At 57.0% G+C, this 20,933-nt stretch carries 16 protein-coding genes; 7 read left to right on the forward strand and 9 right to left on the reverse strand.

Translation table 11 applies throughout. The features are described 5' to 3' along the window. Positions 1–171 precede the first annotated feature (171 nt). From purT to ACP2AU_RS11965, 4 genes are read right to left on the reverse strand one after another with little or no spacing between them, the layout of a single operon-like run. Positions 172–1,374 (reverse strand): formate-dependent phosphoribosylglycinamide formyltransferase, encoded by a 1,203-nt coding sequence (purT, locus tag ACP2AU_RS11950; RefSeq protein WP_426376430.1) that lies wholly within the window; start codon positions 1,372–1,374, stop codon positions 172–174. A gap of 1 nt (position 1,375) precedes the next feature. After that, complete coding sequence (locus tag ACP2AU_RS11955) at positions 1,376–1,558, reverse strand: DUF1289 domain-containing protein (RefSeq protein WP_426376431.1); 183 nt, start codon at positions 1,556–1,558, stop codon at positions 1,376–1,378. After that, on the reverse strand, positions 1,555–2,091 hold the full coding sequence (locus ACP2AU_RS11960) for a gamma carbonic anhydrase family protein (RefSeq protein WP_426376432.1): 537 nt from the start codon (positions 2,089–2,091) through the stop codon (positions 1,555–1,557). The genes ACP2AU_RS11955 and ACP2AU_RS11960 overlap by 4 nt, the downstream gene beginning before the upstream one ends. Position 2,092: 1 nt before the next feature. Next, the gene (locus ACP2AU_RS11965; RefSeq protein WP_426376433.1) at positions 2,093–2,680 is read right to left on the reverse strand and encodes an NUDIX hydrolase; all 588 of its coding nucleotides are present in this window, start codon (positions 2,678–2,680) and stop codon (positions 2,093–2,095) included. Between the two features lie 95 nt (positions 2,681–2,775). On the opposite strand from ACP2AU_RS11965, the gene ACP2AU_RS11970 reads away from it, so the two are divergent. Next, positions 2,776–3,318, forward strand: coding sequence for an NUDIX hydrolase (locus ACP2AU_RS11970; RefSeq protein WP_426376434.1), 543 nt, complete (start codon positions 2,776–2,778; stop codon positions 3,316–3,318). Positions 3,319–3,339: 21 nt separating this feature from the next. Here the strand turns inward: ACP2AU_RS11970 and ACP2AU_RS11975 are convergent, their stop codons facing one another. Continuing rightward, positions 3,340–3,651, reverse strand: a complete 312-nt coding sequence (locus ACP2AU_RS11975; RefSeq protein WP_426376435.1) for an NGG1p interacting factor NIF3 — start codon at positions 3,649–3,651, stop codon at positions 3,340–3,342. A gap of 440 nt (positions 3,652–4,091) precedes the next feature. Further along, positions 4,092–7,997, reverse strand: a complete 3,906-nt coding sequence (gene purL / locus ACP2AU_RS11980; protein ID WP_426376436.1) for a phosphoribosylformylglycinamidine synthase — start codon at positions 7,995–7,997, stop codon at positions 4,092–4,094. 320 nt (positions 7,998–8,317) lie between these two features. On the opposite strand from purL, the gene mltF reads away from it, so the two are divergent. After that, on the forward strand, positions 8,318–9,778 hold the full coding sequence (gene mltF, locus ACP2AU_RS11985; protein WP_426376515.1) for a membrane-bound lytic murein transglycosylase MltF: 1,461 nt from the start codon (positions 8,318–8,320) through the stop codon (positions 9,776–9,778). A gap of 1 nt (position 9,779) precedes the next feature. On the opposite strand, the gene ACP2AU_RS11990 is transcribed toward mltF, so the two are convergent. Beyond that, complete coding sequence (locus ACP2AU_RS11990; protein ID WP_426376437.1) at positions 9,780–10,256, reverse strand: regulatory protein RecX; 477 nt, start codon at positions 10,254–10,256, stop codon at positions 9,780–9,782. A 153-nt stretch (positions 10,257–10,409) separates the two neighbouring features. Between ACP2AU_RS11990 and ACP2AU_RS11995 the strand changes: the two genes are divergently transcribed. Next, the gene (locus tag ACP2AU_RS11995; protein WP_426376438.1) at positions 10,410–12,857 is read left to right on the forward strand and encodes a DUF349 domain-containing protein; all 2,448 of its coding nucleotides are present in this window, start codon (positions 10,410–10,412) and stop codon (positions 12,855–12,857) included. 4 nt (positions 12,858–12,861) lie between these two features. On the opposite strand, the gene ACP2AU_RS12000 is transcribed toward ACP2AU_RS11995, so the two are convergent. Further along, a complete protein-coding gene (locus tag ACP2AU_RS12000; RefSeq protein WP_426376439.1) occupies positions 12,862–13,125 on the reverse strand; it encodes a late competence development ComFB family protein in 264 nt (87 codons plus the stop codon). A gap of 185 nt (positions 13,126–13,310) precedes the next feature. Here ACP2AU_RS12000 and ACP2AU_RS12005 point away from each other — a divergent pair, with 185 nt between their 5' ends. The 4 genes from ACP2AU_RS12005 to ACP2AU_RS12020 all read left to right on the forward strand — a co-directional run bounded on the left by ACP2AU_RS12005 (position 13,311) and on the right by ACP2AU_RS12020 (position 19,881). Next, positions 13,311–14,519: an acetyl-CoA C-acetyltransferase gene (locus ACP2AU_RS12005; protein ID WP_426376440.1), complete on the forward strand. Its 1,209-nt coding sequence runs from the start codon at positions 13,311–13,313 to the stop codon at positions 14,517–14,519. A 30-nt stretch (positions 14,520–14,549) separates the two neighbouring features. After that, positions 14,550–16,700, forward strand: coding sequence for a 3-hydroxyacyl-CoA dehydrogenase NAD-binding domain-containing protein (locus ACP2AU_RS12010; protein WP_426376441.1), 2,151 nt, complete (start codon positions 14,550–14,552; stop codon positions 16,698–16,700). Between the two features lie 238 nt (positions 16,701–16,938). Continuing rightward, positions 16,939–19,104, forward strand: coding sequence for a carboxy terminal-processing peptidase (locus ACP2AU_RS12015; RefSeq protein ID WP_426376442.1), 2,166 nt, complete (start codon positions 16,939–16,941; stop codon positions 19,102–19,104). A gap of 3 nt (positions 19,105–19,107) precedes the next feature. Next, positions 19,108–19,881, forward strand: coding sequence for a helix-turn-helix domain-containing protein (locus ACP2AU_RS12020; protein WP_426376443.1), 774 nt, complete (start codon positions 19,108–19,110; stop codon positions 19,879–19,881). Here the strand turns inward: ACP2AU_RS12020 and mtnA are convergent. After that, positions 19,874–20,929, reverse strand: coding sequence for an S-methyl-5-thioribose-1-phosphate isomerase (mtnA, locus tag ACP2AU_RS12025; RefSeq protein ID WP_426376444.1), 1,056 nt, complete (start codon positions 20,927–20,929; stop codon positions 19,874–19,876). The two genes, ACP2AU_RS12020 and mtnA, sit on opposite strands and share 8 nt — an antisense overlap. Between the last annotated feature and the right edge of the window lie 4 nt (positions 20,930–20,933).

Genomic DNA, 20,933 nt, shown 5'->3' on the forward strand with positions numbered 1-20,933 from the left:
CCCCTCGAAAGAGATGCGCATTCTACAGACCTCACCGAACCTGTCAACGACCGTTTCCAACTTATTTTCGATGACTTCGGTTTCCACCTATGCGATTGATCAGATTACACTCAAGTCGTTTAAAAATCACCCGCAATATGCGCCGATTCGGCCATATTCCGGGTATCACCATCAAAGCTCCACGTTTACCGCTTCCGCTGAAGCCCTGGCTGTCTGCCTTGCAGACTCCACCGATTCACCAAGAGCAAGCGCAACCCCCATTCGCCTGCGCCCTTTCAGTTCTGGCTTACCGAATAAACGCAGTTCAGTCCCAGGCTCTGCAAGGGCTTCGGCCAAACCACTAAATGCAACTTCTCCGGACTCACCCTCCGGCAGGATAACGGCCGATGCCGCCGGGCCTCTCTGGGTAACCTGCGGAATAGGAATACCAAGAATGGCGCGGGCATGAATAGCGAACTCTGACAGATCCTGAGACACCAGGGTCACCAGGCCGGTGTCGTGCGGGCGCGGTGACACCTCCGAAAACCAGACCTGATCGCCCTTCACGAAAAGCTCGACGCCGAAGATGCCAAAGCCACCGAGATTGTCCACGACCGCGCGGGCTATCTCCCTGGAGCGCTCCAGTGCAAGGGCACTCATTGGCTGAGGCTGCCAGGATTCACGGTAATCCCCGTCCTCCTGCCTGTGGCCTATGGGAGCACAGAAGGTAACCCCTCCTTTATGCCGGGCTGTCAGTAGCGTGATTTCATAGTCGAAATCCACAAACCCCTCGACAATCACCCGTCCTTTTCCAGCCCGCCCGCCGGTCTGGGCATATTCCCAGGCACGGTCGATGTCAGCTTCAGACGTGACTGTGCTCTGCCCTTTACCGGAAGAACTCATCACCGGTTTGACCACCAGGGGCAAACCGATTTGGCGAACGGAGTCCAGATACTCACTGCGCGTTGCCGCAAAACGATAAGGCGACGTGGGCACATTCAACGTTTCTGCCGCCAGCCGTCTTATACCTTCACGGTTCATCGTGAGATCAACCGCCCGAGCGCTGGGAATAACCTGGTATCCCTCCTGCTCGAGGCTCACCAGTTCCGCCGTTGCTATTGCCTCGATTTCCGGAACGATCAGGTTGGGGCGCTCTTCCTCTATAACAGCCCGAAGCGCCATTGGATCCAACATATCGATGACATGAGCACGATGAGCTACCTGCATGGCCGGGGCGTTCGCATAACGGTCGACCGCGATTACCTCGACACCAAATCGCTGCAACTCAATAACGACTTCCTTGCCCAGCTCGCCGGACCCGCAAAATAACACTCGAAAAGCATTACCCTTCAGAGGTGTACCCAGCCTTACATTGCTTTTACCAAGATCGGTCATGTCAAAGCGCTACCTTTTGTTCACGTATTGCGACCTGCTTCAGAACCTGTCGGCGTTCCTCATCGGTCATTTGCGTCCAGCGAAAGATTTCCTCGCCTGAACGATGGCAACCAATACATACATCGTTTTCATCCAATGCGCATACGCTAACGCAAGGTGAACGTACCCGGTCGGCTCTGCTCATTGCTTCTCCGGCTCACAGGACTGAAAGCTCTGTGTGTAACGGGCAGCATTCTGGACATAGTGCGCCGCACTCATTTCAAGCATTTTCTTCTGAGCCTCGTTGAGTTCCCGTTTGATCTTGCCGGGTGATCCGACAACCATTGATCCATCCGGTATCTCCATACCTTCCGGGATCAGGGTATTGGCGCCGATCAGGCAATGCTTGCCAATTTTTGCGCCATTCAGGACGACCGCATTTATGCCAATTAATGAATAGTCGCCGATATCACAACCGTGCAGCATCACTTTATGGCCAACGGTAACACCGCGCCCCACGGTTAAAGGCAGCCCCGGGTCGGTGTGTAAAACAGACCCATCCTGAATATTGGACTCCGGGCCAACGGTGATGCGGTCATTGTCGCCGCGAATCACCACGTTGTACCAGATACTGCTTTTTTCCTGCAGGTGGACATTTCCGATAATAACCGCATTGTGAGCAGTAAACTGCCCGTCGCCAATCAACTGGGGGCGCTTACCTTCGAGCTCATAAAACATATCAGTCTCCTTGAGGTGGTTGGAGCAAGTCGATTCGGGCATCGTACACGGCGTTCAGAAAGTCAACCAGAACCACCGCAGACAACCCCCAGATCTGATAGCGCTCCCAACGATAGCAAGGTACATAAAAGGTATGGTTCAGAAAGTGAAGCGCATCGGTACGTTCCCGCCGATCTTCGAGAAAAAAGGATAATGGCACGCGAAACACGCTTTCGATTTCGTGGGGGTTAGGCACAACGGGGTGATCGTCCGGAACCACACCCACGTATGGTGTAACCAATATGCCGTAGCGCGACATCACTTGCCCCAACGGGGAAATCACCTGTACCTGATCGGGCGGCAAGCCAATTTCTTCGTGGGTTTCGCGCAAAGCAGTGGCCACAAGAGAAGAGTCTTCCGGATCTCGCTTCCCACCCGGATAAGATACCTGACCACGGTGGGTTTTCAGATTGGCGGACCTGAGCGTGAAAACCATCTCGGGGTTTTCCGCGTTATCTGTCACCGGCACCAGAATACCCGCCTCGGGATAGTCCAGTGCCAGCTGCCGCGGGGCGTAATTGGTAAGCTTTTCTCTTAATAGGTCTCGCACTCGCTACTCCAGTGGAATCCTGATTTTCGATGAGACACAGGCAGCCGGGATCGTTAAACTGAATACCAACAGACACTCAGTATACGGGGAAACTCATGAAGTATTGCAGCACTTGCGGCCACACGGTCGAACAACGCATTCCGGAAGGTGACAATCGACACCGGTACGTGTGCGTTAGCTGCGAAACAATACACTACCAGAATCCAAGAATTGTCGCCGGCACAGTCTCCGTATGGGCGGGGCAGATCCTGCTTTGCCGGCGCGCTATCGAGCCGCGGTACGGATATTGGACGCTACCGGCAGGTTTTATGGAAAATGCCGAAACCACGATTGAAGCTGCCGCCCGGGAAACCCGGGAAGAAGCACTCGCCGAGGTCGACATCCAGGGGCTTTACTCCATTATCGATGTACCCCATATCAACCAGGTACATATGTTCTATCGCGCCAGCCTGAAAGATGGTCAGTTTGGGGTTGGTGAGGAATCTCTGGAATCCAGATTATTCTCTCCCGATGATATTCCGTGGAGCGAGATTTCTTTTCCCACCGTGCGCAAAACCCTCGAACTCTTTCTCTCAGATCTGGAGAAAGAGCAGTTCGGCGTCCACGTGGACGATGTACGCCACCCCATGGGCAAGTAGACTGGTAAGGCTGGCGGCTTGTTAAAGATCGACCAGCCTTATAACTTCATAGGCCGGCTCTTCGTATGGATGTGCCCGCTTCATGGCACTGAGCGCATCGCCTATCAGATGATCCTCACACACCAGCTCCACTTTGTATTCCCGCACTGTCTCCAACTGACCCCGCTCACCCAAAAAAGGGTCGCTCCCGGCTAAAGGCCGAAACTGACCCTGGCCTTCACATTGCCAGGCGCAATGGTCGTAGTCGCCCATTTTTCCGGCCCCCGCATCGAACAGTGCCTGCTTCGTTTGTTCCAGATGACTCGCCGGTACGAAATAGCAGATTTTGTACATAAAACCCTCCCGGTTCGGCCAGCTACTGGCTGGCATTCATGATTTTCAACTTACTCACAGATTCTGTGGATAACTCTGGGGAAAGTTTCTGGGAATCGTCCCACAGCCCCCATGAATACTGACCTGACCTTAAATTGACGACATTTTCACCCGCCTTTTTATATCGTTTATAATCAACAGGTTATGAAGGCCAAACAAAAACTGAACCGAGCTCACAACATTTGTTCACAGAACAAACAAAGTCGCTATCAGAATGTGCATAAAGTTATTGAGTCAAGCCCCGAACTGACATATTTCAAGATTATTTTGCAAAGATATCGGATGAAATAGGGTTGACACTCAAACGCTACGGCCACTCCATACCCCATAAAAAAAGCCGGCCCTCTTTCTCCGATTAACAGAGACTGAAGACCGGCTTCCGTAAGCCGCGGTTCAGAGAATCAACCGAACCATTTTCTGGCGTTCCGGAACATTCTCAGCCAAGGGCCATCTTCCTGCCAGCTGTCAGGTCGCCACGAATGCTGCGCAGCCCGGAACACCCGCTCCGGATGAGGCATCATAATCGTCACCCGACCATCACGGGTCGTAATGCCGGTAATACCGGATTCAGAACCGTTGGGGTTGTATGGATACCGCATGGTTTCCTGACCACGATTATCAACGTAGCGCAGCGCAACCAGCTCACTATCCGAGAGCGTATCTGCAGAAGTACCCGCTGCAAACTCAACCCGACCTTCGCCATGGGCAACCGCAATCGGCATACGCGAGCCTGCCATGCCATCCATGAACGCAGAGGGCGAAGCGGCAACCTCAACCATAACCAACCTGGCTTCAAACTGTTCCGATTGATTTCGGACGAATCGCGGCCAGCCTTCACTGCCCGGAATCAACTCATGCAGGTTGGACAGCATCTGACAGCCATTGCACACCCCAAGGGCCAGTGTGTCCTGGCGATTGAAGAACGCAGCAAATTGATCCCGAACCCGATCGTTGAACAATATAGATTTCGCCCAACCTTCGCCGGCCCCCAATACATCACCGTAAGAGAAGCCGCCACAGGCCACAAGGCTCTGAAACTTCTCCAGACTGACACGCCCCGACAACAGATCGCTCATGTGAACGTCTGCAGCCTCAAAGCCGGCCCGATCAAAGGCCGCCGCCATTTCAACCTGGCCGTTGACACCCTGCTCACGTAACACGGCAACCCTGGGCCGCTTGCCGGTATTGATGAACGGAGCCGCTACATCCTCGTTGAGGTCAAACGTAAGCTCGGCATTGAGACCGGGGTTTGTGTCATCCAGCAGATTTTCGAACTCTTCGGCCGCGCAGTCGGCGTTATCCCGCAAAGACTGGATACGGTAGCTGGTTTCAGCCCAGAGGCGCTGCAACTCTGTACGGGTCTCATCCAGCACGGGCTCACCACCAAAGAACAGACGAACCCGATCCTTGTCGTTCAGCGTGCCAATCACACTGGTGTGGTCGCCCAGCCCTGCCCCGGAGAATTGCTGCAGCACGAAATCCGTGTCTTCGCGACGAACCTGGATGACCGCGCCCAGTTCCTCGTTGAACAGTTCGCGCGCAAACTGGGAAGAATCCTCCGCCAGACCGTCGAGCTTGATATCAACACCTGCTCGGCCGGCAAAACTCATCTCAGCCAGAGTCACGAACAGACCACCATCGGACCGGTCGTGATAAGCCAGCAACTTGCTGTCACTGTTCAGCCCCTGGATAACAGCAAAGAACGCCTTGATGTCCTCCGGGTCGTCCAGATCCGGAGCCACCGCCCCCACCTGGCGGTAAACCTGCGCCAGGGCCGAACCGCCCAGACGGTTCTGACCTGCAGCCAGGTCCACCAGAATCAGATCGGTTTCGCCGGCGTCCCTGCGCAACTGGGGGGTCAGTGTGCGGGCAACATCCGTAACCGGCGCAAAGCCACTGACGATCAGTGACAATGGCGCCGTTACACTTTTCTGCTCGCCACTATCTTCTTCCCAGGCGGTTTTCATGGACATGGAGTCTTTACCCACCGGGATCGTAATCCCCAGCGCCGGACACAACTCCATACCAACTGCGCGAACGGTTTCGTAGAGGTTTTCATCCTCTCCGGGATGACCGGCAGCGGCCATCCAGTTCGCGGACAGGCGGATATCAGACAACCTGGCAACAGGTGCTGCCGCCAGGTTGGTAATGGTTTCCCCGACAGCCATACGGCCTGAGGCCGGAGCATCAATGACTGCCAGCGGTGTACGCTCACCCATGGCCATGGCCTCGCCGGTGAGCGTATCAAACGAAGCGGCGGTTACAGCCACATCACTGACCGGCACTTGCCACGGCCCCACCATCTGATCCCGGGCTACCAGGCCGGTAATCGTGCGGTCACCAATGGTGATCAGGAAACTTTTGGAGCCAACCGAAGGCAATCTCAGAACCCGACGCACGGCATCGCCAAGATCAATTTTGGTGGAATCGAAAATCGGCTTGGTAAATGAGGAGCGGCTGACACTGCGATGCATACGCGGTGGTTTGCCGAAGAGTACGTCCATCGGCAGGTCCACAGGTTTGTCGTTGAAATAAGAATCGCCCAACTCCAGGTGGTGCGACTCGGTTGCCTCGCCAATAACGGCATATGGGCAACGCTCCCGACGACACAGGGCATCAAAGCGGTCGAGATTCTCCGGCGCCACCGCCATCACGTAACGTTCCTGGGATTCGTTACACCAGATCTCAAGTGGTGACATACCCGGTTCATCACTGGGAATGTCCCGCAGCTCGAACTTGCCACCGCGACCGCCGTCTTTCACCAACTCGGGCATGGCATTGGACAAACCGCCAGCACCCACATCGTGAATGAAGCAAATCGGGTTATCGTCACCCATCTGCCAGCAGCGATCGATAACCTCCTGACAACGGCGCTCCATTTCCGGGTTATCCCGCTGCACCGAAGCAAAATCCAGATTTTCGTTACTGGAACCCGAGTCCATGGAAGACGCAGCACCGCCGCCGAGACCAATCAGCATGGACGGGCCACCGAGCACAATCAGCTTGGCGCCAACCGGAATATTGCCCTTCTCAACGTGCTCCTCACGAATATTGCCCAGCCCCCCGGCAATCATGATCGGCTTGTGGTAACCGCGAACCTCCTCGCCAGCTGCCCCCGGCACTTTTTCCTCGAACGTCCGGAAGTAGCCGGCGAGGTTCGGGCGCCCAAATTCGTTATTGAACGCCGCCCCGCCAATGGGGCCCTCAATCATAATGTCGAGCGGAGACGCAATTCTATCCGGCTTGCCGTACCCGAATTCCCAGGGTTGCTCGTCGCCGGGAATGTTCAGGTTGGATACCGTAAAACCGCTTAGGCCCGCTTTGGGTTTGGAGCCGCGGCCAGTTGCACCTTCATCCCGGATTTCACCGCCAGACCCGGTTGCGGCACCGGAAAACGGAGAAATTGCAGTGGGGTGGTTGTGGGTTTCCACCTTCATCAGGATGTGAATCGGTTCCTGGTGATAACCATAAACGCCGGATTCCGGGCTCGGAAAGAACCGGCCCGCTTCGCTACCGGCAATAACCGATGCGTTGTCTTTATAGGCGGAAAGCACACCTTCACTATTCATTTCGAAGGTATTGCGGATCATCGCAAACAGCGATTTTTCCTGCCCCTCACCATCGATGTCCCACGACGCGTTGAAAATCTTGTGGCGGCAATGTTCAGAGTTTGCCTGTGCAAACATCATCAATTCGACATCGGTGGGGTCACGCTCAAGACCCACAAATGACTTCACCAGATAGTCAATTTCATCATCTGCGAGGGCGAGCCCTAGACGGGTGTTTGCCTGTGCCAGCGCATTCCGGCCGCCGGAGAGCACCGGCACGCGCCCAAGGGAACGCGGCTCTTCATGGCTAAAGAGCAATTCCGCTCCGCCCATCTCGTGAAACACTTTCTGGGTCATACGGTCGTGAAGCAGCGCCGCAATCTGCTCGCGCTGCTCAAGGCCCAGTTTTTTCGCCGCCTTGACGTAAAAGGCAATACCCCGCTCAATGCGGCGAATCTGCCGGAGTCCGCAATTTCTGGCAATGTCGGTTGCCTTACTGGACCAGGGCGACAGCGTGCCCGGGCGCGGAACCACCAAAAACAGAATACCGTCGGCCTCTTCCGCCGGCACGCTTGGTCCGTAGGTCAGAAGGCGGTCCAGGATGGCCTGTTCCGAATCGGACAAACCGGCATCAAGATCTACAAAGTGCATGAACTCGGCATACACATGGTCTACACCCGGAACCATTTCCTGTATACGGGAATGCAGTTTGCGGGAACGAAAGGGCGAGAGCGCTGGCGCGCCGCGAAGTTCAAGCATGATATCAACCTGTATCGCGCGAAGAATCGGGGGTCGTCTGAAAGGCCGCAATCATACTTGAAACCGACATAAGGTTACAGCGTAAGCTGGACTCTTTCCGCCCCGTAAAATTGACATTCTTTTGCACGACAATTAACCGGAGCAATTGACCCGCTGTCGGCCAACAGGGATGATTAAAGTCTCGCAAGGAGCGCGGGTAGCATCAAAAGCAGGAACGCGGGAGCAATCTCCCGAACCATCCTGACCATTGGGCGTGTAGCGGAGGCAGGGATTTGTCACTATTGAGCAAAATGTTCCGGAATCAGCTGGCCTGGCTGGCCATGGCTCCGGCCATCGTCATACTCGCCGGCTGCTCCAGGCCCACGACTCTTCAGGAAGTCAAACAGGAGGGTGTCCTTCATGTGATCACCCGGGTCGCACCCTCAATCTATTACCAGGCCAAGGACGAACAAACCGGGTACGATTTTGAACTCGCGCAACTGTTCGCCGACGAGTTGGGCGTTGAGCTCCGTGTTCGCGTCGCCGAGGACAACTCCGAAATACTCTCGGTCTTATCCAGAAACTATGCGCACATCGGGCTGGCAGGCCTTACCCAACGGCCGGATTTTGAACATCCTTACCGCGCGGTCCCCGTCGGCGTTTCCGCACAATCGGTTATTGTCTATCACAAGGAAGCTCCAGCACCGGAGACGATAGACGATTTATCGTCTGAAACCGTCCATATGCTGGCCGACAGCAACCACGAACACCTCCTCGACAATAATGCAACGGCGCCCGGCCCGATTATTCAGAAACACCCGGGCCTAGATGCCGCCGGCCTGCTCTCCCGGGTTGAAAGTGGCGAGATCCATTACGCCGCGATCGCCTCGAATGAACTCGATCTGAATCACGTGTTCTTCCCCAAGGTCTACGAAGCGTTCGCACTGAACGAGCCCCAGGATCTCGTATGGCTGTTCCCGCCAGAGCAGGATAAAACCCTGGTACAGGCGGCCCGGGGCTTTATGGAAAAAATGCAGGACAACGGTACCATCGCACAGTTAGCCGAGCGTTTTTACGGCCACCTGGACAGGCTCAACTACGTGGGCGCCCGCACCTTTATGCACCACGTTGAAAACCGGCTTCCGCGTTATCAATCGCTGTTCAAGGACTATGCGAAAGAGTCGGGAATGGACTGGCGATTGCTGGCGGCCATTGGCTACCAGGAATCCCACTGGCGCCCGAATGCGGTGTCTCCGACGGGTGTCCGTGGCCTGATGATGCTTACCCGCACAACAGCCAAATACATCGGCATCAACAACCGCCTGGATGCTGAAGAAAGCATTGAGGGGGGCTCACGATATTTCCGAATGGTGCATAAACGTATCCCTGACAGAATTCCGGAGCCGGATCGCACCTGGTTCGCTCTGGCCTCCTATAACGTGGGCTTTGGCCACCTGGAAGATGCCAGGCGCCTCGCCCAGTCCGCTGGAAAAGACCCGGACCGATGGATGGATGTAAAAGAGTTTCTACCCTTGCTGGCCCAGAAAGAGTGGTATACCAAGACCCGCTTTGGCTATGCACGGGGGCACGAACCCGTTGTGTATGTTCAGAATATTCGCCGGTACTACGACGTTCTGGTCCGGGTTACCGAGCCGGACGCCGTGCCGGCATCAGGGCCTGAAGACGGCCTCACCTGGCTTGATGAAGGCTCAGAAGGTCAAGACACTGCGGCTTCAACGCCCCAACCAGATCTGCGGGCTGACCTGCCCCCGGAATTGCGATTGATCCCTCCCACGCTGTAAGTCAAAGCGCCTCTTGCCGGGCCCTCACCGCATAGTCGCACTGCGAAGCGGAAAAGCCGCGCCGGGCCAGAAACCGGGTCTGGCGCAGCTTTTCCGGCAAATCATTCTCAACATTCCCGAGCCCGAAGCGTTTTTCCCGGGCCTGCAGAGCCCGAAGACACCACTCCTCTTCTGTCAGCGCTGACACACCCTCTGGCGCCTGATTGACACCACGCTGTTGTAGATCCGCCAGAATTTTCAGCGGCCCGTAGCCCGCTTCCATTCTCTGACGAGCATAAATATCCGCAAACCGGCTGTCATCCAGCCAGCCTTCCTGCTCATAGTCGTCCAATACCGGATTGAAAACCGCAGGCTCAATCTTCCGTTGCCTCAATTTCAGCGCTAACTCGTACCGGCTGTGCTCGCGACGCGCCAGTAAACGCAGGGCAATGGCGCGCGCCTGGTATTCCGGATCTTCCTGTTTTCGATCTTTTACCATACAGGCCCTTTCCGCAATGACTTGCAAGACGATAGACTTGGCGTCCCGGGGAATCCCCGAAAACACACTACCCGATACCACAACCCGGATCGGGCCGGAGGGCGGATACTCTGCCGTCACCGCAAACTGGTTGCAATCCAAAGGATACCGTTTATGGCTGCATTCATTCAGAAATTGTTCAAGAAACGCAAAACCGTCTCTCTCGAGAGCCAGAAGGCATCCGGAAAACAGGAAACCAACCAGCCAACCGAAGCAGATAAACGGCAACAACTTCGCCAGCAGCAAGAGAGCCAGCTTGCCGCCAACCCCGGACAAGCAGCGCTGACAACCCTGGCGGTGCAAGGGGTAACCTCGGCTATCCGCCTGAACGCAGCCCGAGACATCACCGATGAAGACAAGCTGCAGGAAGTGCTCAAACAGACAAAAGGCCGGGATAAAAGTGTTTATCAGGCCGTCAAGCAATCGCTTCAGGCCCTGAAAGAACAACAGGCCAATGAAGCCGCCACCCGGCAACGCATTGACGAACTGGTCGACCAGGCACAAGAGCAGGCGAAGAGCGAAGACACCAAACGTTACGAGGCCCGGCTGACTGCTCTGCAAGAGCGCTGGCGCGACGTTGAAGCACAGGCCCCCGCAGGGCAGGCCCAACAGTTTCTCGCCGCAGTGCACCAGATTCGGGAGCGTTTAAAAGAGCTTGAGGACGCACGCCGGGAAGAACAGCGACATCAGGACCAAAAACACCAGAGGCAAGAAACGCTGGAGCTCTTGCAACAGACGCTAGCTCAGCTCAAAGGCTCTGACTCCACCGACCTTCCGTCAGAATCCGCTCTCGATGCGCTGCAGAAGACCCAGGAAAACCGCTGGCTTGAGGCCACGCGGGAAACCCAGGTCGACAAGCATGAGCAGAAACAGTACGAACAGAGCATGCTGGCCCTGCGCAATTATCTGTCGGCTGTTCGGCGCCTGAATGCAGTACGGATGCAAATCAGCGAACTGGAAAGCGATGAGGCCGATAACGCGCAAGCCGATGCCAAAGCCATACTGCAAGAAGTGGACTGGCCCCGTGACTTTCCCTTGCCCCCGACGCTTTCCAACCTGAGCGCACTGGCTGGAAAGCCGAAAAAGGCCCCTTCAGGCAACGATAATACAGAACAGCAACAGGCGCTGGTCGCCGCCCTGAACACCACTCTTCCCAAGCTGGAGACGGCACTGGAAGCGAAACAGTTCAGGGAGTCCCGCCAGTTACTGAAAACGGCTCAGCACCAGCTCCAGGGCCTCGATGGGCACCATCGAAAAGCGTTCCAGGCCAAGATGCAGCTGCTCACGGGCCAGTTCCGGGAACTGAGCGACTGGCAAGGGTTCGCCACCGAACCCAAACAGGTCTCCCTGTGTGAACAAATGGAGTACCTGGCGGAGCAGCCTATAGAGCCGGAAGCCAAAGCCGAGCGGATCAAAGAACTCCAGAACGACTGGCGTGAACTTGGCGGTTCCTCAGACCGCGTGCTCTGGAAGCGCTTTAAAGCCGCATCCGATCAGGCTTACGAGCCCTGCAAGGCCTATTTTGAGGCGAAAGCCGATCTGAAGCAGGTCCACCTGCAGAAACGGCAAGCCATCTGCGACGAGCTGGAACACTTCCTGGCCGAAGCCGACTGGAGCACGATCGACTGGAAAGGCGCAGAACGCATTCATCAGACCGCCCGCCAGGAATGGAAAGCCGCCTGGCCGGTGGATTTTCGCGACAACCGCAAAGTGCAAAAGCACTTCGACGATCTGCTGAAGAAGCTGGAGCGCCCTCTGGACGAGGAGCGGCAAAAAAATGAAGCAGCCAAGCAGGCGATCATCGAGCGAGCCGAGGCATTGATTGACCATGAGCCACTCCAGGAAGCAATGGATCAGGCCAAGGCCCTGCAATCGGAGTGGAAAAGCATCGGCATAACCCGCCACCGCGAAGACCGGAAACTCTGGCAGGCGTTTCGCAATGCCTGCGATCAGATATTCGAGCGGCGCAGTGCGCAACGGTCAGCGCAACAGCAGGCGACCGAAGAAGCCGACACCGCTGCGCAGGCGACCCTGGAGCGCTACAGAAACCTGGACACAAGCACCTCTGATGAGACACTTGAGGAAGCCAGAACCGCATTGAAAACGCTGGCGGCCGGTTCTCTGTCCCGCCCGGTTCGCGATGACGTCCAACAACTTCGGGACCACCTGGCGAAACTGGGTCAGCTGAAAAAACTGCAGGCCAGGCTGGAAAGCTGGAAAACACTTGTCCACGAACGCGTTACCGGTGACGGCGCCCCGGAACAAACCCCTTCGGCATGGCAAGGCCTGGTCAAAAACGCGGAGCCACTGCCTGGCCGGGACCTGGCCATTCGTGCGGAGATTCTCGCCGGCCGGGAAACGCCCGAAGCCGATCAGGGAAGGCGGATGGAGATCCAGGTTCAGCGCCTTGCAGACGGCCTGGGTAACGGCGACAACAGCGAACCCGCACAGGAACTCGAAAAGCTGGTCGCGCTATGGTGCCTGCAACCGGGCGACGAAGGGATCACCCGCGAGCACGCGGATCGACTCGTTCAGGCCCTCGAAAGCCATCTGCAGCAATAGCAACTCAATCCCGCTGATGCTGACGGACAAAATCCCTGGCCTGCCTGACGGCAGCCAGGGATTTTGCTTTCATATCTTTCAATTCTTCATCGGCCAGATAAAACATCATGTCGATGGTATGCCGGTAATACCTCGCCGGTAAGCGGTTCAGAGCAACGCACATAACATCAGTCAGATAATCCGCCGTATCCGATTCTTCCCGGGTTGCATCGATCGCATCCAGCACCAGCCGCTCGTAAAAGTTGTCGATAGCATCTCTCAGGGACATGGGCAAACCTGCCTGTGTGTCATGGTCTTTGTATTTCAGGATAGAAGCCACAGCCGTCCGTGTCATGCTCTGTGAGCAATTTTGCCAATGGGATTGGCAGTGGCTGTCATTACTGGCCACCATAAAGACCGGCTATGGTAACCACTCTTTGCCAACAAGCCCGGATTACCATCAGAGGAACCACTATGACCACCGAGGCCTATATTTTCGATGCCGTTCGCACTCCCCGGGGGCGGGGCAAAAAAGACGGCTCACTGCACAGCGTAAAACCCATTACCCTTTTGACAACTGTGTTGAAAGCGCTGGAGGATCGTAACCAGCTGGACACCGCTCAGGTAGACGACATCGTGATGGGCTGCGTTACTGCCGTGGGCGATCAGGGGGCTGATATTGCCAAAACCGCTGCGCTGGCCGCCGATTGGGATGAAAAAGTTGCCGGTGTCACCCTGAACCGTTTTTGTGCCTCGGGCCTGGAAGCCGTCAACCTGGCCGCCATGAAAGTGCGCTCCGGCTGGGAAGACATGGTAGTTGCCGGTGGCGTAGAGGCCATGTCGCGCGTGCCGATGGGCTCGGACGGAGGCGCCTGGGCCACCGACCCGGAAACCAACCTGCACACCGGCTTTATGCCGCAAGGCATCGGGGCCGACCTGATAGCCACCCTGGAAGGTTTCAGCCGCGATGATGTTGACGGTTTTGCGGTGAAATCCCAGCAAAAAGCCGCCAACGCCTGGGAAAAGGGCTATTTTTCCAGGTCTATCGTTCCGGTGATGGATCAGAATGGTGTCGCCATCCTTGAGCGTGACGAACACGTGCGCGGCAACACCAGCCTGGAGTCGCTTGCGGGATTGAAACCGTCATTCCAGATGATGGGTGAAATGGGCTTTGATGGCGTGGCCCGGGAAAAATACCACTACGTGGAAAACATCAACCACGTACACCACGCCGGCAACTCCTCGGGCATCGTCGATGGCGCAACGGCCATGCTGATTGGCAGCGAAGCCAAAGGTCAGGAACTCGGCCTGAAGCCCCGCGCCCGCATCGTTGCCACCGCCGTGACCAGTACCGATCCCACCATCATGCTCACCGGCCCTGCGCCTGCCGCGCGCAAGGCGCTGGACAAAGCCGGCATGACCGCGGACCAGATCGACCTGTTTGAAGTGAACGAAGCCTTCGCCTCAGTGGTGATGCGGTTTCAGAAAGAACTGTCCGTTCCCGACGAGAAAGTGAACGTCAACGGCGGCGCCATTGCCATGGGCCATCCCCTGGGTGCCACCGGGGCGATGATTCTGGGCACCCTGATGGATGAACTGGAACGCCGCGAATTGCGCTACGGCCTCGCCACCCTGTGCGTGGGTGGCGGCATGGGCATTGCCACCATCATCGAGCGCGTCTGACTCCCTACTTTCAAATATAAGGAACCGACCATGAGTGCCATCCATTACGACCTGGGTTCAGACCGGATTTTGACTCTGACCATCGATATGCCGGGCCAGTCTGCCAATACCATGAACGGCGAATTCCGCACGGCCCTCACTGAAACTGTCAATAAGATCAAAGGGGACCTGGAAAACATCAAGGGCATCGTCCTGGCGTCTGCCAAGAAAACCTTTTTTGCCGGCGGCGACCTGAAGGAGCTCTACAAAGTCACCCGCGCGCAGGCGAAAGAATTCGAAGACATGGTCAACGGCCTGAAAGCCGAAATGCGCCTGCTGGAAACCAGTGGCAAACCGGTAGTAGCTGCCATTAACGGAACCGCTCTGGGCGGCGGGCTGGAGCTCGCCCTGGCCTGCCATCACCGCGTGGCCCTGGATGACGACCGCACCCAACTGGGCTTGCCGGAAGTTACCCTGGGGCTGCTGCCCGGCGGTGGTGGTACCCAGCGCCTGCCCCGGATGATTGGCCTGGAAGCCGCGTTCCCGTTCCTGATGGAAGGCAAAAAAGTTAACCCGAAAGCCGCCCTGAAGGCCGGCATCGTGGATGAGCTGGCCAGCTCGGTGGACGACATGATCGCCAAGGCAAGAGTCTTCATTGAGGCCAACCCCAAGTGCCAGCAGCCCTGGGACCAGAAAGGCTTCCGCTTCCCCGGCGGCGCCCCGCACCACCCGGCCATGGCACAGAAACTGGCCATCGCCCCGGCCATGCTGAAACAGAAAACGCGAGGGTGTTACCCGGCACCCGAGCGCATTCTGGCGGCAGCCGTGGAGGGGGCTCAGGTGGACTTCGACAGCGGCAGCCTGATTGAAACCCGCTACTTTGCCGAATTGGTAACCGGCCAGGTCGCCAAGAACATGACCGGAACTTTCTGGTTTCAGCTTAACGACATCAACGCCGGCGGCAGCCGCCCGGGCGGCGTGGAAAAAGAGACCTTCAAAAAAGTGGGTGTGCTGGGTGCCGGCATGATGGGTGCAGGCATTGCCTACGCAACCGCAAGCCGTGGTATCGAAGTGGTGCTCAAAGACGTTTCCATCGAGAATGCTGAAAAGGGCAAAAGCTACTCCGAGAATCTGTTGACCAAAAAAGTCAGCCGCGGCCGTATGAGTTCGGAAAAGAAAGATGAAATCCTGAGCCGCATCCAGGCCACGGATTCCGCCGACCATCTGGAAGGCTGCGATCTGATCATCGAAGCGGTCTTTGAAGACAGCGACCTGAAGGCAAACGTCACCCGGGAAGCGGAACCTAAAATGGCTGCCAACGGGATCTTTGCCTCCAACACCTCCACCATCCCCATTACCCAGCTTGCGCAGGCCTCAGCCAAGCCCGATAACTTCATTGGCCTGCACTTCTTCTCGCCAGTGGACAAAATGCAGCTGGTGGAAATCATTGTCGGCGAGAAAACAACTGACGAAACCCTGGCCCGTGCCTTCGACTACGTACAACAAATCGGCAAAATCCCCATTGTGGTCAACGACAGCCGCGGCTTCTTCACCTCACGGGTGTTCGGTACGTTCGTGAACGAGGGCATCAGTATGCTGGCCGAGGGCATCCACCCCGCCAGCATCGACAACGCAGGCTTGCTCGCAGGCATGCCAGTGGGGCCATTGACCATCTCCGATGAAGTCAGCCTTACCCTGATGCAACACATCCGCGCCCAGAGCAAGAAAGACACCGAAGCGGCGGGGGGCACCTGGAATCCGCACCCGGCCGAAGCGGTCATCGATACCATGGTCAACACCCATGGGCGCAAGGGCAAAGCCGCCGGTGCAGGTTTCTATGAGTATCCGGAAAAAAAGAAAAAGTACCTGTGGCCAGAGCTGGAAACTCTGTTTGTTGACCACGAAAAAGCCCGTCATGTGGAGTTACGGGATCTCAAAGACCGCCTTCTGTTCATTCAGGCCATCGAGACGATTCGCTGCCTTGAAGAAGGTGTACTTAAAACAGTAGAAGACGCCAACATTGGCAGCATCTTCGGTATTGGCTACGCGCCCTGGACCGGCGGTGCCATCCAGTTCGTGAATCAATACGGGGTTCGCGCCTTTGCGGAACGGGCGCGCCAACTGGCCGATCGCTTCGGCGAGCGATTCACGCCGCCCGCCCTGTTGCTTCAGAAAGCTGAAGCCAACGAAAACTTTGCCTGACCCCACCGGCCGGAGGTTCTTCCTCCGGCCAGCTATACGCCTTTCCCTCCCCCCTCTTTTTCACGGCCTTAGACTCGATTCAAAGGTTTATGACGGGGCTATATGGACATATTGTCACGAACCCATACGCCAGACCTATGGCAACAGGTGTAGCGGTTGCCTACAATAAATCGAACAGTCACGGGACTTCGCGCCAATGCAATTGGCCGGCGAGCCCAGCAGCTTCAGGTATGCCTTTATGACCATTGCGGAAAATCCCATGCAGCGCCGTTCCCTGTCTTCCCTTACCCGGAAAGCAGGCGCAGTCACGGCCCTGGCCCTGGGCCTCCTCGTTTCTGGCGCCTACGCGAAGATCGACGACTCCGCCAGGTATGAGCCGGTTACCCCCACGATCGACCAGGCGCGGGCCAACATCCTGATTGCGCGTCAGTTGCAATTCACCCATTTTCGCAATCTCGGCATCAGTGATGAGTTGTCCGGCGACGTTTTCGATGCCTACCTGAACTACCTCGACAGTCAGCGAATCTATCTGACCCGGGAAGACCTCGATGCCCTTTCCGGGGTCAAACAACACCTGGGGTCAGCACTGAAAACCGGCCAACTGCAACCGGGTTTCGACATTTACAATCTGGTTCAGCAACGCGTTATCGAGCGATTGAAATTCGCCCTGGGTGTGCTTGATGCCGGCATTGATAACCTGGACTTCACGGCCGATGACCAGGTGCGGGTAGACCGCTCGGAAGCACCATGGGAAGCAGACCAGGCCGCGCTGGATGCCCTCTGGATCAAGAGGCTCAAGAACGCCGTTCTGGCCCAGCGACTCAACGGCGCGGATGACGAGGCCATCGAGGATACACTGCGCCGGCGTTATGAGGGGCAACTGAAACGCGCCTACCAGGCCCGCAGCGAAGATGCGTTCCAGGCGTATATGAACGCCTTTACCGGAATGTGGGATCCACACACATCCTATTTTTCACCCCGCACTTCTGAAAACTTTAACATCAATATGAGCCTGTCCCTGGAGGGCATAGGGGCGGTGCTGCAATCAGACAACGAATACACCAAAGTGGTGCGCCTGGTGCCTGGCGGGCCGGCGTCCAAACAGGGCCAGTTACAACCGGCTGACCGGATCGTATCTGTCGCCCAGGGCGACGAAAAGCCGATGAATGTGATCGGATGGCGCCTGGACGAAGTGGTCGACCTGATTCGCGGCCCGCGCAATTCAACCGTGACCCTGGAAGTCATCCCCGCCAATGCCAGTGACGAGACGATCACGCGGACCATTGCCATCAAACGGGACGAAGTAAAGCTGGAAGAACAAAGTGCCAGTAAAGATGTCATCGAACTGGACCGGAAGGGCGAAACCTACAAGATTGGCGTCATCAACATTCCAACCTTCTACGCCGACTTCCAGGCAATGCAGGCCGGCGACCCCAATTACAAAAGTACCACCCGTGATGTGCGCAAACTGATTGAAGAGCTGAAGAACGGCGGCGTGGACGGTGTAGTGATGGACCTGCGCAACAACGGTGGCGGCGCACTGCATGAGGCCAACGATCTGGTCGGCCTGTTTATCGACGAAGGCCCGACGGTGCAGATTCGAAACGCCAACAACGATGTCCAGGTGTTGGAAGACGAAGACCCCTCCGTCGTTTATGACGGCCCCCTGGTGGTGCTGGTTAACCGGATGAGCGCCTCGGCCTCTGAAATTTTTGCCGGCGCCATTCAGGACTATGGCCGTGGTCTGGTTGTGGGCTCCCAAACCTTCGGAAAAGGCACGGTACAGGCCGTTCGGCCACTCAACCATGGCCAACTGAAAATCACCCAGTCCAAGTTCTACCGGGTATCGGGTGGCTCAACCCAGCACAAAGGGGTGATTCCGGATATTGAAATCCCGTCCCGTATTGATAAAACCCGCATTGGCGAGGATGCCCTTGACCACGCCCTGCCCTGGGACCAGATTGAAGCCGTTCCCCACGCCCGCTATTTCGACTTTACCGGGGTGATTGACGAGTTGCGTGAGCGCCATGAGGCGCGCTTCGAGACTAACCCGGAATTCAAGGTGCTGCAGAAGGAAATCGAATTCCTGAGCGACCAGCGGAAGATGGACCATGTCAGCCTGAACGTTGATAAACGCAAAACCCATCATAATCAGATCGAGCGGACCCGCCTGGCCATTGCCAACGCGCGGCGGGAGCTGAAGGGGCAAGAGTTGTTTGATGACCTGGACGCCCTCGAAGCCTGGCAGGACCAAAAGGCCGCGGATCTGGACAATACTGACGAAGAGCTGGATTTCGTGATTCAGGAGGGCGGACACATCATGGCCGACCTGCTGGAGCTTGATCAGCGCATGGCCTCCATTCTCATGCCTGCCCAGTTCGCGGCAAAAGCTGAGGCGCCCTGAGCCATGACGGAACAGCCATCGCCGGATAACAATCGGGGCACGCAACAACGTGCCCTCGTGTTCCGGGATATGCTGCTGGATGCCCTGCACGCCATGCAATCCATGGACGAAGCCGAAGGATTGGAATCTCCGGGGGCGAGAGACAAAACCCCGGATGGGGTCATGGAGCGCATCGCCGGGCTGACCGGCTCGGCACTGCGCCTTGGCGCCCGAGCCACCGACACATCCCTGCGCGTGGGCCGGGCACTGATCAATTCGCAGGATCAGCTCCGGGCCATGCTGACCGCCGGCCAGTCCCTGAGAGATATCCGGGAAGTCGCCGGCCTGACACTCTCTGAAATGAGCGAGGCTCTGAACCTCAAAGACAAATCCCTGCTCGAAGCCATTGAAAATGGCACCTCCACCCTGTCCTTCGAGCTAATTTTGAGGCTGGCTGCCCTGGTCGCCCGAAACGACCCCGTTCCCTTTATCATGCGCACTACCCGGAATTACAACCCGGAAGTTTGGCAAATTCTGAGCGACTGGGGTGTGGGGCGGATTCCGCTTCAGTTTGAGCGTGAGCGGGAGTTTATCAACATTTTCCGGCGCCACGACAATGCCCGGAACCTGTCAGACGAGGGCTTCCGGAAAGTCCTGGAATTCACCCGCCAGAGCTTTGAGATGTCCCTGCACTTTATCGAGCAACAGGAGCAGGAACTGGCGGAACTGAAAGCCGGAACCGAACCCTTGCCGGGCACGCCGGCAAGCAGCGGCAATCCGGGCCGGAAAGTCAGGTGAACAGTGCGCGCATCCCGGTGATATTGGGATTGCGCACCACGCCTTTTTCGGTGACGATGGCGTCAATGAGGCTGGCAGGAGTAACGTCGAACACCGGGTTGAACACCTGAACGCCAGCCGGTGCCAGCGGTATCCCGCGAATCTCCCGAATCTCCGATCCCTCACGCTCTTCGATGGGGATGTCTGCCCCGCAGCTCAGCGCCATGTCGACGGTACTCGAGGGTGCTACCACCATAAAACCGATCTTGTGATGACGAGCGAGCACCGCCAGGTTATAGGTGCCTATCTTGTTAGCCACATCGCCATTCGCGGTTATCCGGTCGGCCCCCACCACAATCCATTTAATCTTGCCGGCAGCCATGATCGCCGCTGCCGCACCATCTGCATTCAAAGTGACGGGAATATGATCTTTTGCCAGCTCCCAGGCGGTTAAGCGGCTGCCTTGCAGCCAGGGCCGGGTTTCGTCGGCATACACCCGGCTCAGAAGCTTTTCTTCGTGCAGACGGCGCACCACACCCAGGGCCGTGCCGTAACCGCCCGTGGCCAGAGCGCCGGTGTTGCAGTGAGTCAGAACCGCTATCGGTTTCCTGGGGTTCATCACTTCCAGAGCATGATCTGCCATGGCCAGATTGGCCGCCAGATCATCCTCGTGCAAACGCACGGCTTCAGCCGCCAGCCGCTCGGTAGCTTCATCCAGCGAATAGCAGGCGTGGAACACCTTTTCCATGCGTTCCAGTGCCCAGAACAGGTTGACCGCGGTGGGTCTTGATTTCGCCAGCACCCGAATAGCCTGCTTGACCTCGGCCTGCCAGTCGCCACCGCCAGCGTGGCGGGCAGCCAATGCCACGCCATAGGCCGCACTGATACCAATAGCCGGCGCCCCCCGCACTACCATATCGGTGATGCACTGAGCAACGCCCGAGGCGCCGTCGGCCACTACCCAGTGCTCCTCGGCAGGAAGCAAGCGCTGGTCCAGTAACTCCAGCCTGTCTCCGTACCAACGCATCGCGACAGTGCCTATGGAACGATGGGATGTTCGACCTGCCATAGAA

The sequence above is a fragment of the Marinobacter sp. VGCF2001 genome (genome assembly GCF_049943275.1).
Taxonomy (GTDB): Bacteria; Pseudomonadota; Gammaproteobacteria; order Pseudomonadales; family Oleiphilaceae; genus Marinobacter.

Excerpts from the sequence above, each read along its gene's own strand:
- ACP2AU_RS11955 (WP_426376431.1), bottom strand. The coding sequence starts at position 1,558 with ATGAGCAGAGCCGACCGGGTACGTTCACCTTGCGTTAGCGTATGCGCA.
- purL (WP_426376436.1), bottom strand. The coding sequence starts at position 7,997 with ATGCTTGAACTTCGCGGCGCGCCAGCGCTCTCGCCCTTTCGTTCCCGC.
- ACP2AU_RS12000 (WP_426376439.1), bottom strand. The coding sequence starts at position 13,125 with ATGTCCCTGAGAGATGCTATCGACAACTTTTACGAGCGGCTGGTGCTG.
- mtnA (WP_426376444.1), bottom strand. The coding sequence starts at position 20,929 with ATGGCAGGTCGAACATCCCATCGTTCCATAGGCACTGTCGCGATGCGT.
- ACP2AU_RS12010 (WP_426376441.1), top strand. The coding sequence starts at position 14,550 with ATGAGTGCCATCCATTACGACCTGGGTTCAGACCGGATTTTGACTCTG.
- ACP2AU_RS11960 (WP_426376432.1), bottom strand. The coding sequence starts at position 2,091 with ATGTTTTATGAGCTCGAAGGTAAGCGCCCCCAGTTGATTGGCGACGGG.
- ACP2AU_RS11975 (WP_426376435.1), bottom strand. The coding sequence starts at position 3,651 with ATGTACAAAATCTGCTATTTCGTACCGGCGAGTCATCTGGAACAAACG.
- ACP2AU_RS12005 (WP_426376440.1), top strand. The coding sequence starts at position 13,311 with ATGACCACCGAGGCCTATATTTTCGATGCCGTTCGCACTCCCCGGGGG.
- ACP2AU_RS11995 (WP_426376438.1), top strand. The coding sequence starts at position 10,410 with ATGGCTGCATTCATTCAGAAATTGTTCAAGAAACGCAAAACCGTCTCT.
- mltF (WP_426376515.1), top strand. The coding sequence starts at position 8,318 with ATGGCTCCGGCCATCGTCATACTCGCCGGCTGCTCCAGGCCCACGACT.
- ACP2AU_RS12020 (WP_426376443.1), top strand. The coding sequence starts at position 19,108 with ATGACGGAACAGCCATCGCCGGATAACAATCGGGGCACGCAACAACGT.
- purT (WP_426376430.1), bottom strand. The coding sequence starts at position 1,374 with ATGACCGATCTTGGTAAAAGCAATGTAAGGCTGGGTACACCTCTGAAG.
- ACP2AU_RS11970 (WP_426376434.1), top strand. The coding sequence starts at position 2,776 with ATGAAGTATTGCAGCACTTGCGGCCACACGGTCGAACAACGCATTCCG.
- ACP2AU_RS12015 (WP_426376442.1), top strand. The coding sequence starts at position 16,939 with ATGACCATTGCGGAAAATCCCATGCAGCGCCGTTCCCTGTCTTCCCTT.
- ACP2AU_RS11990 (WP_426376437.1), bottom strand. The coding sequence starts at position 10,256 with ATGGTAAAAGATCGAAAACAGGAAGATCCGGAATACCAGGCGCGCGCC.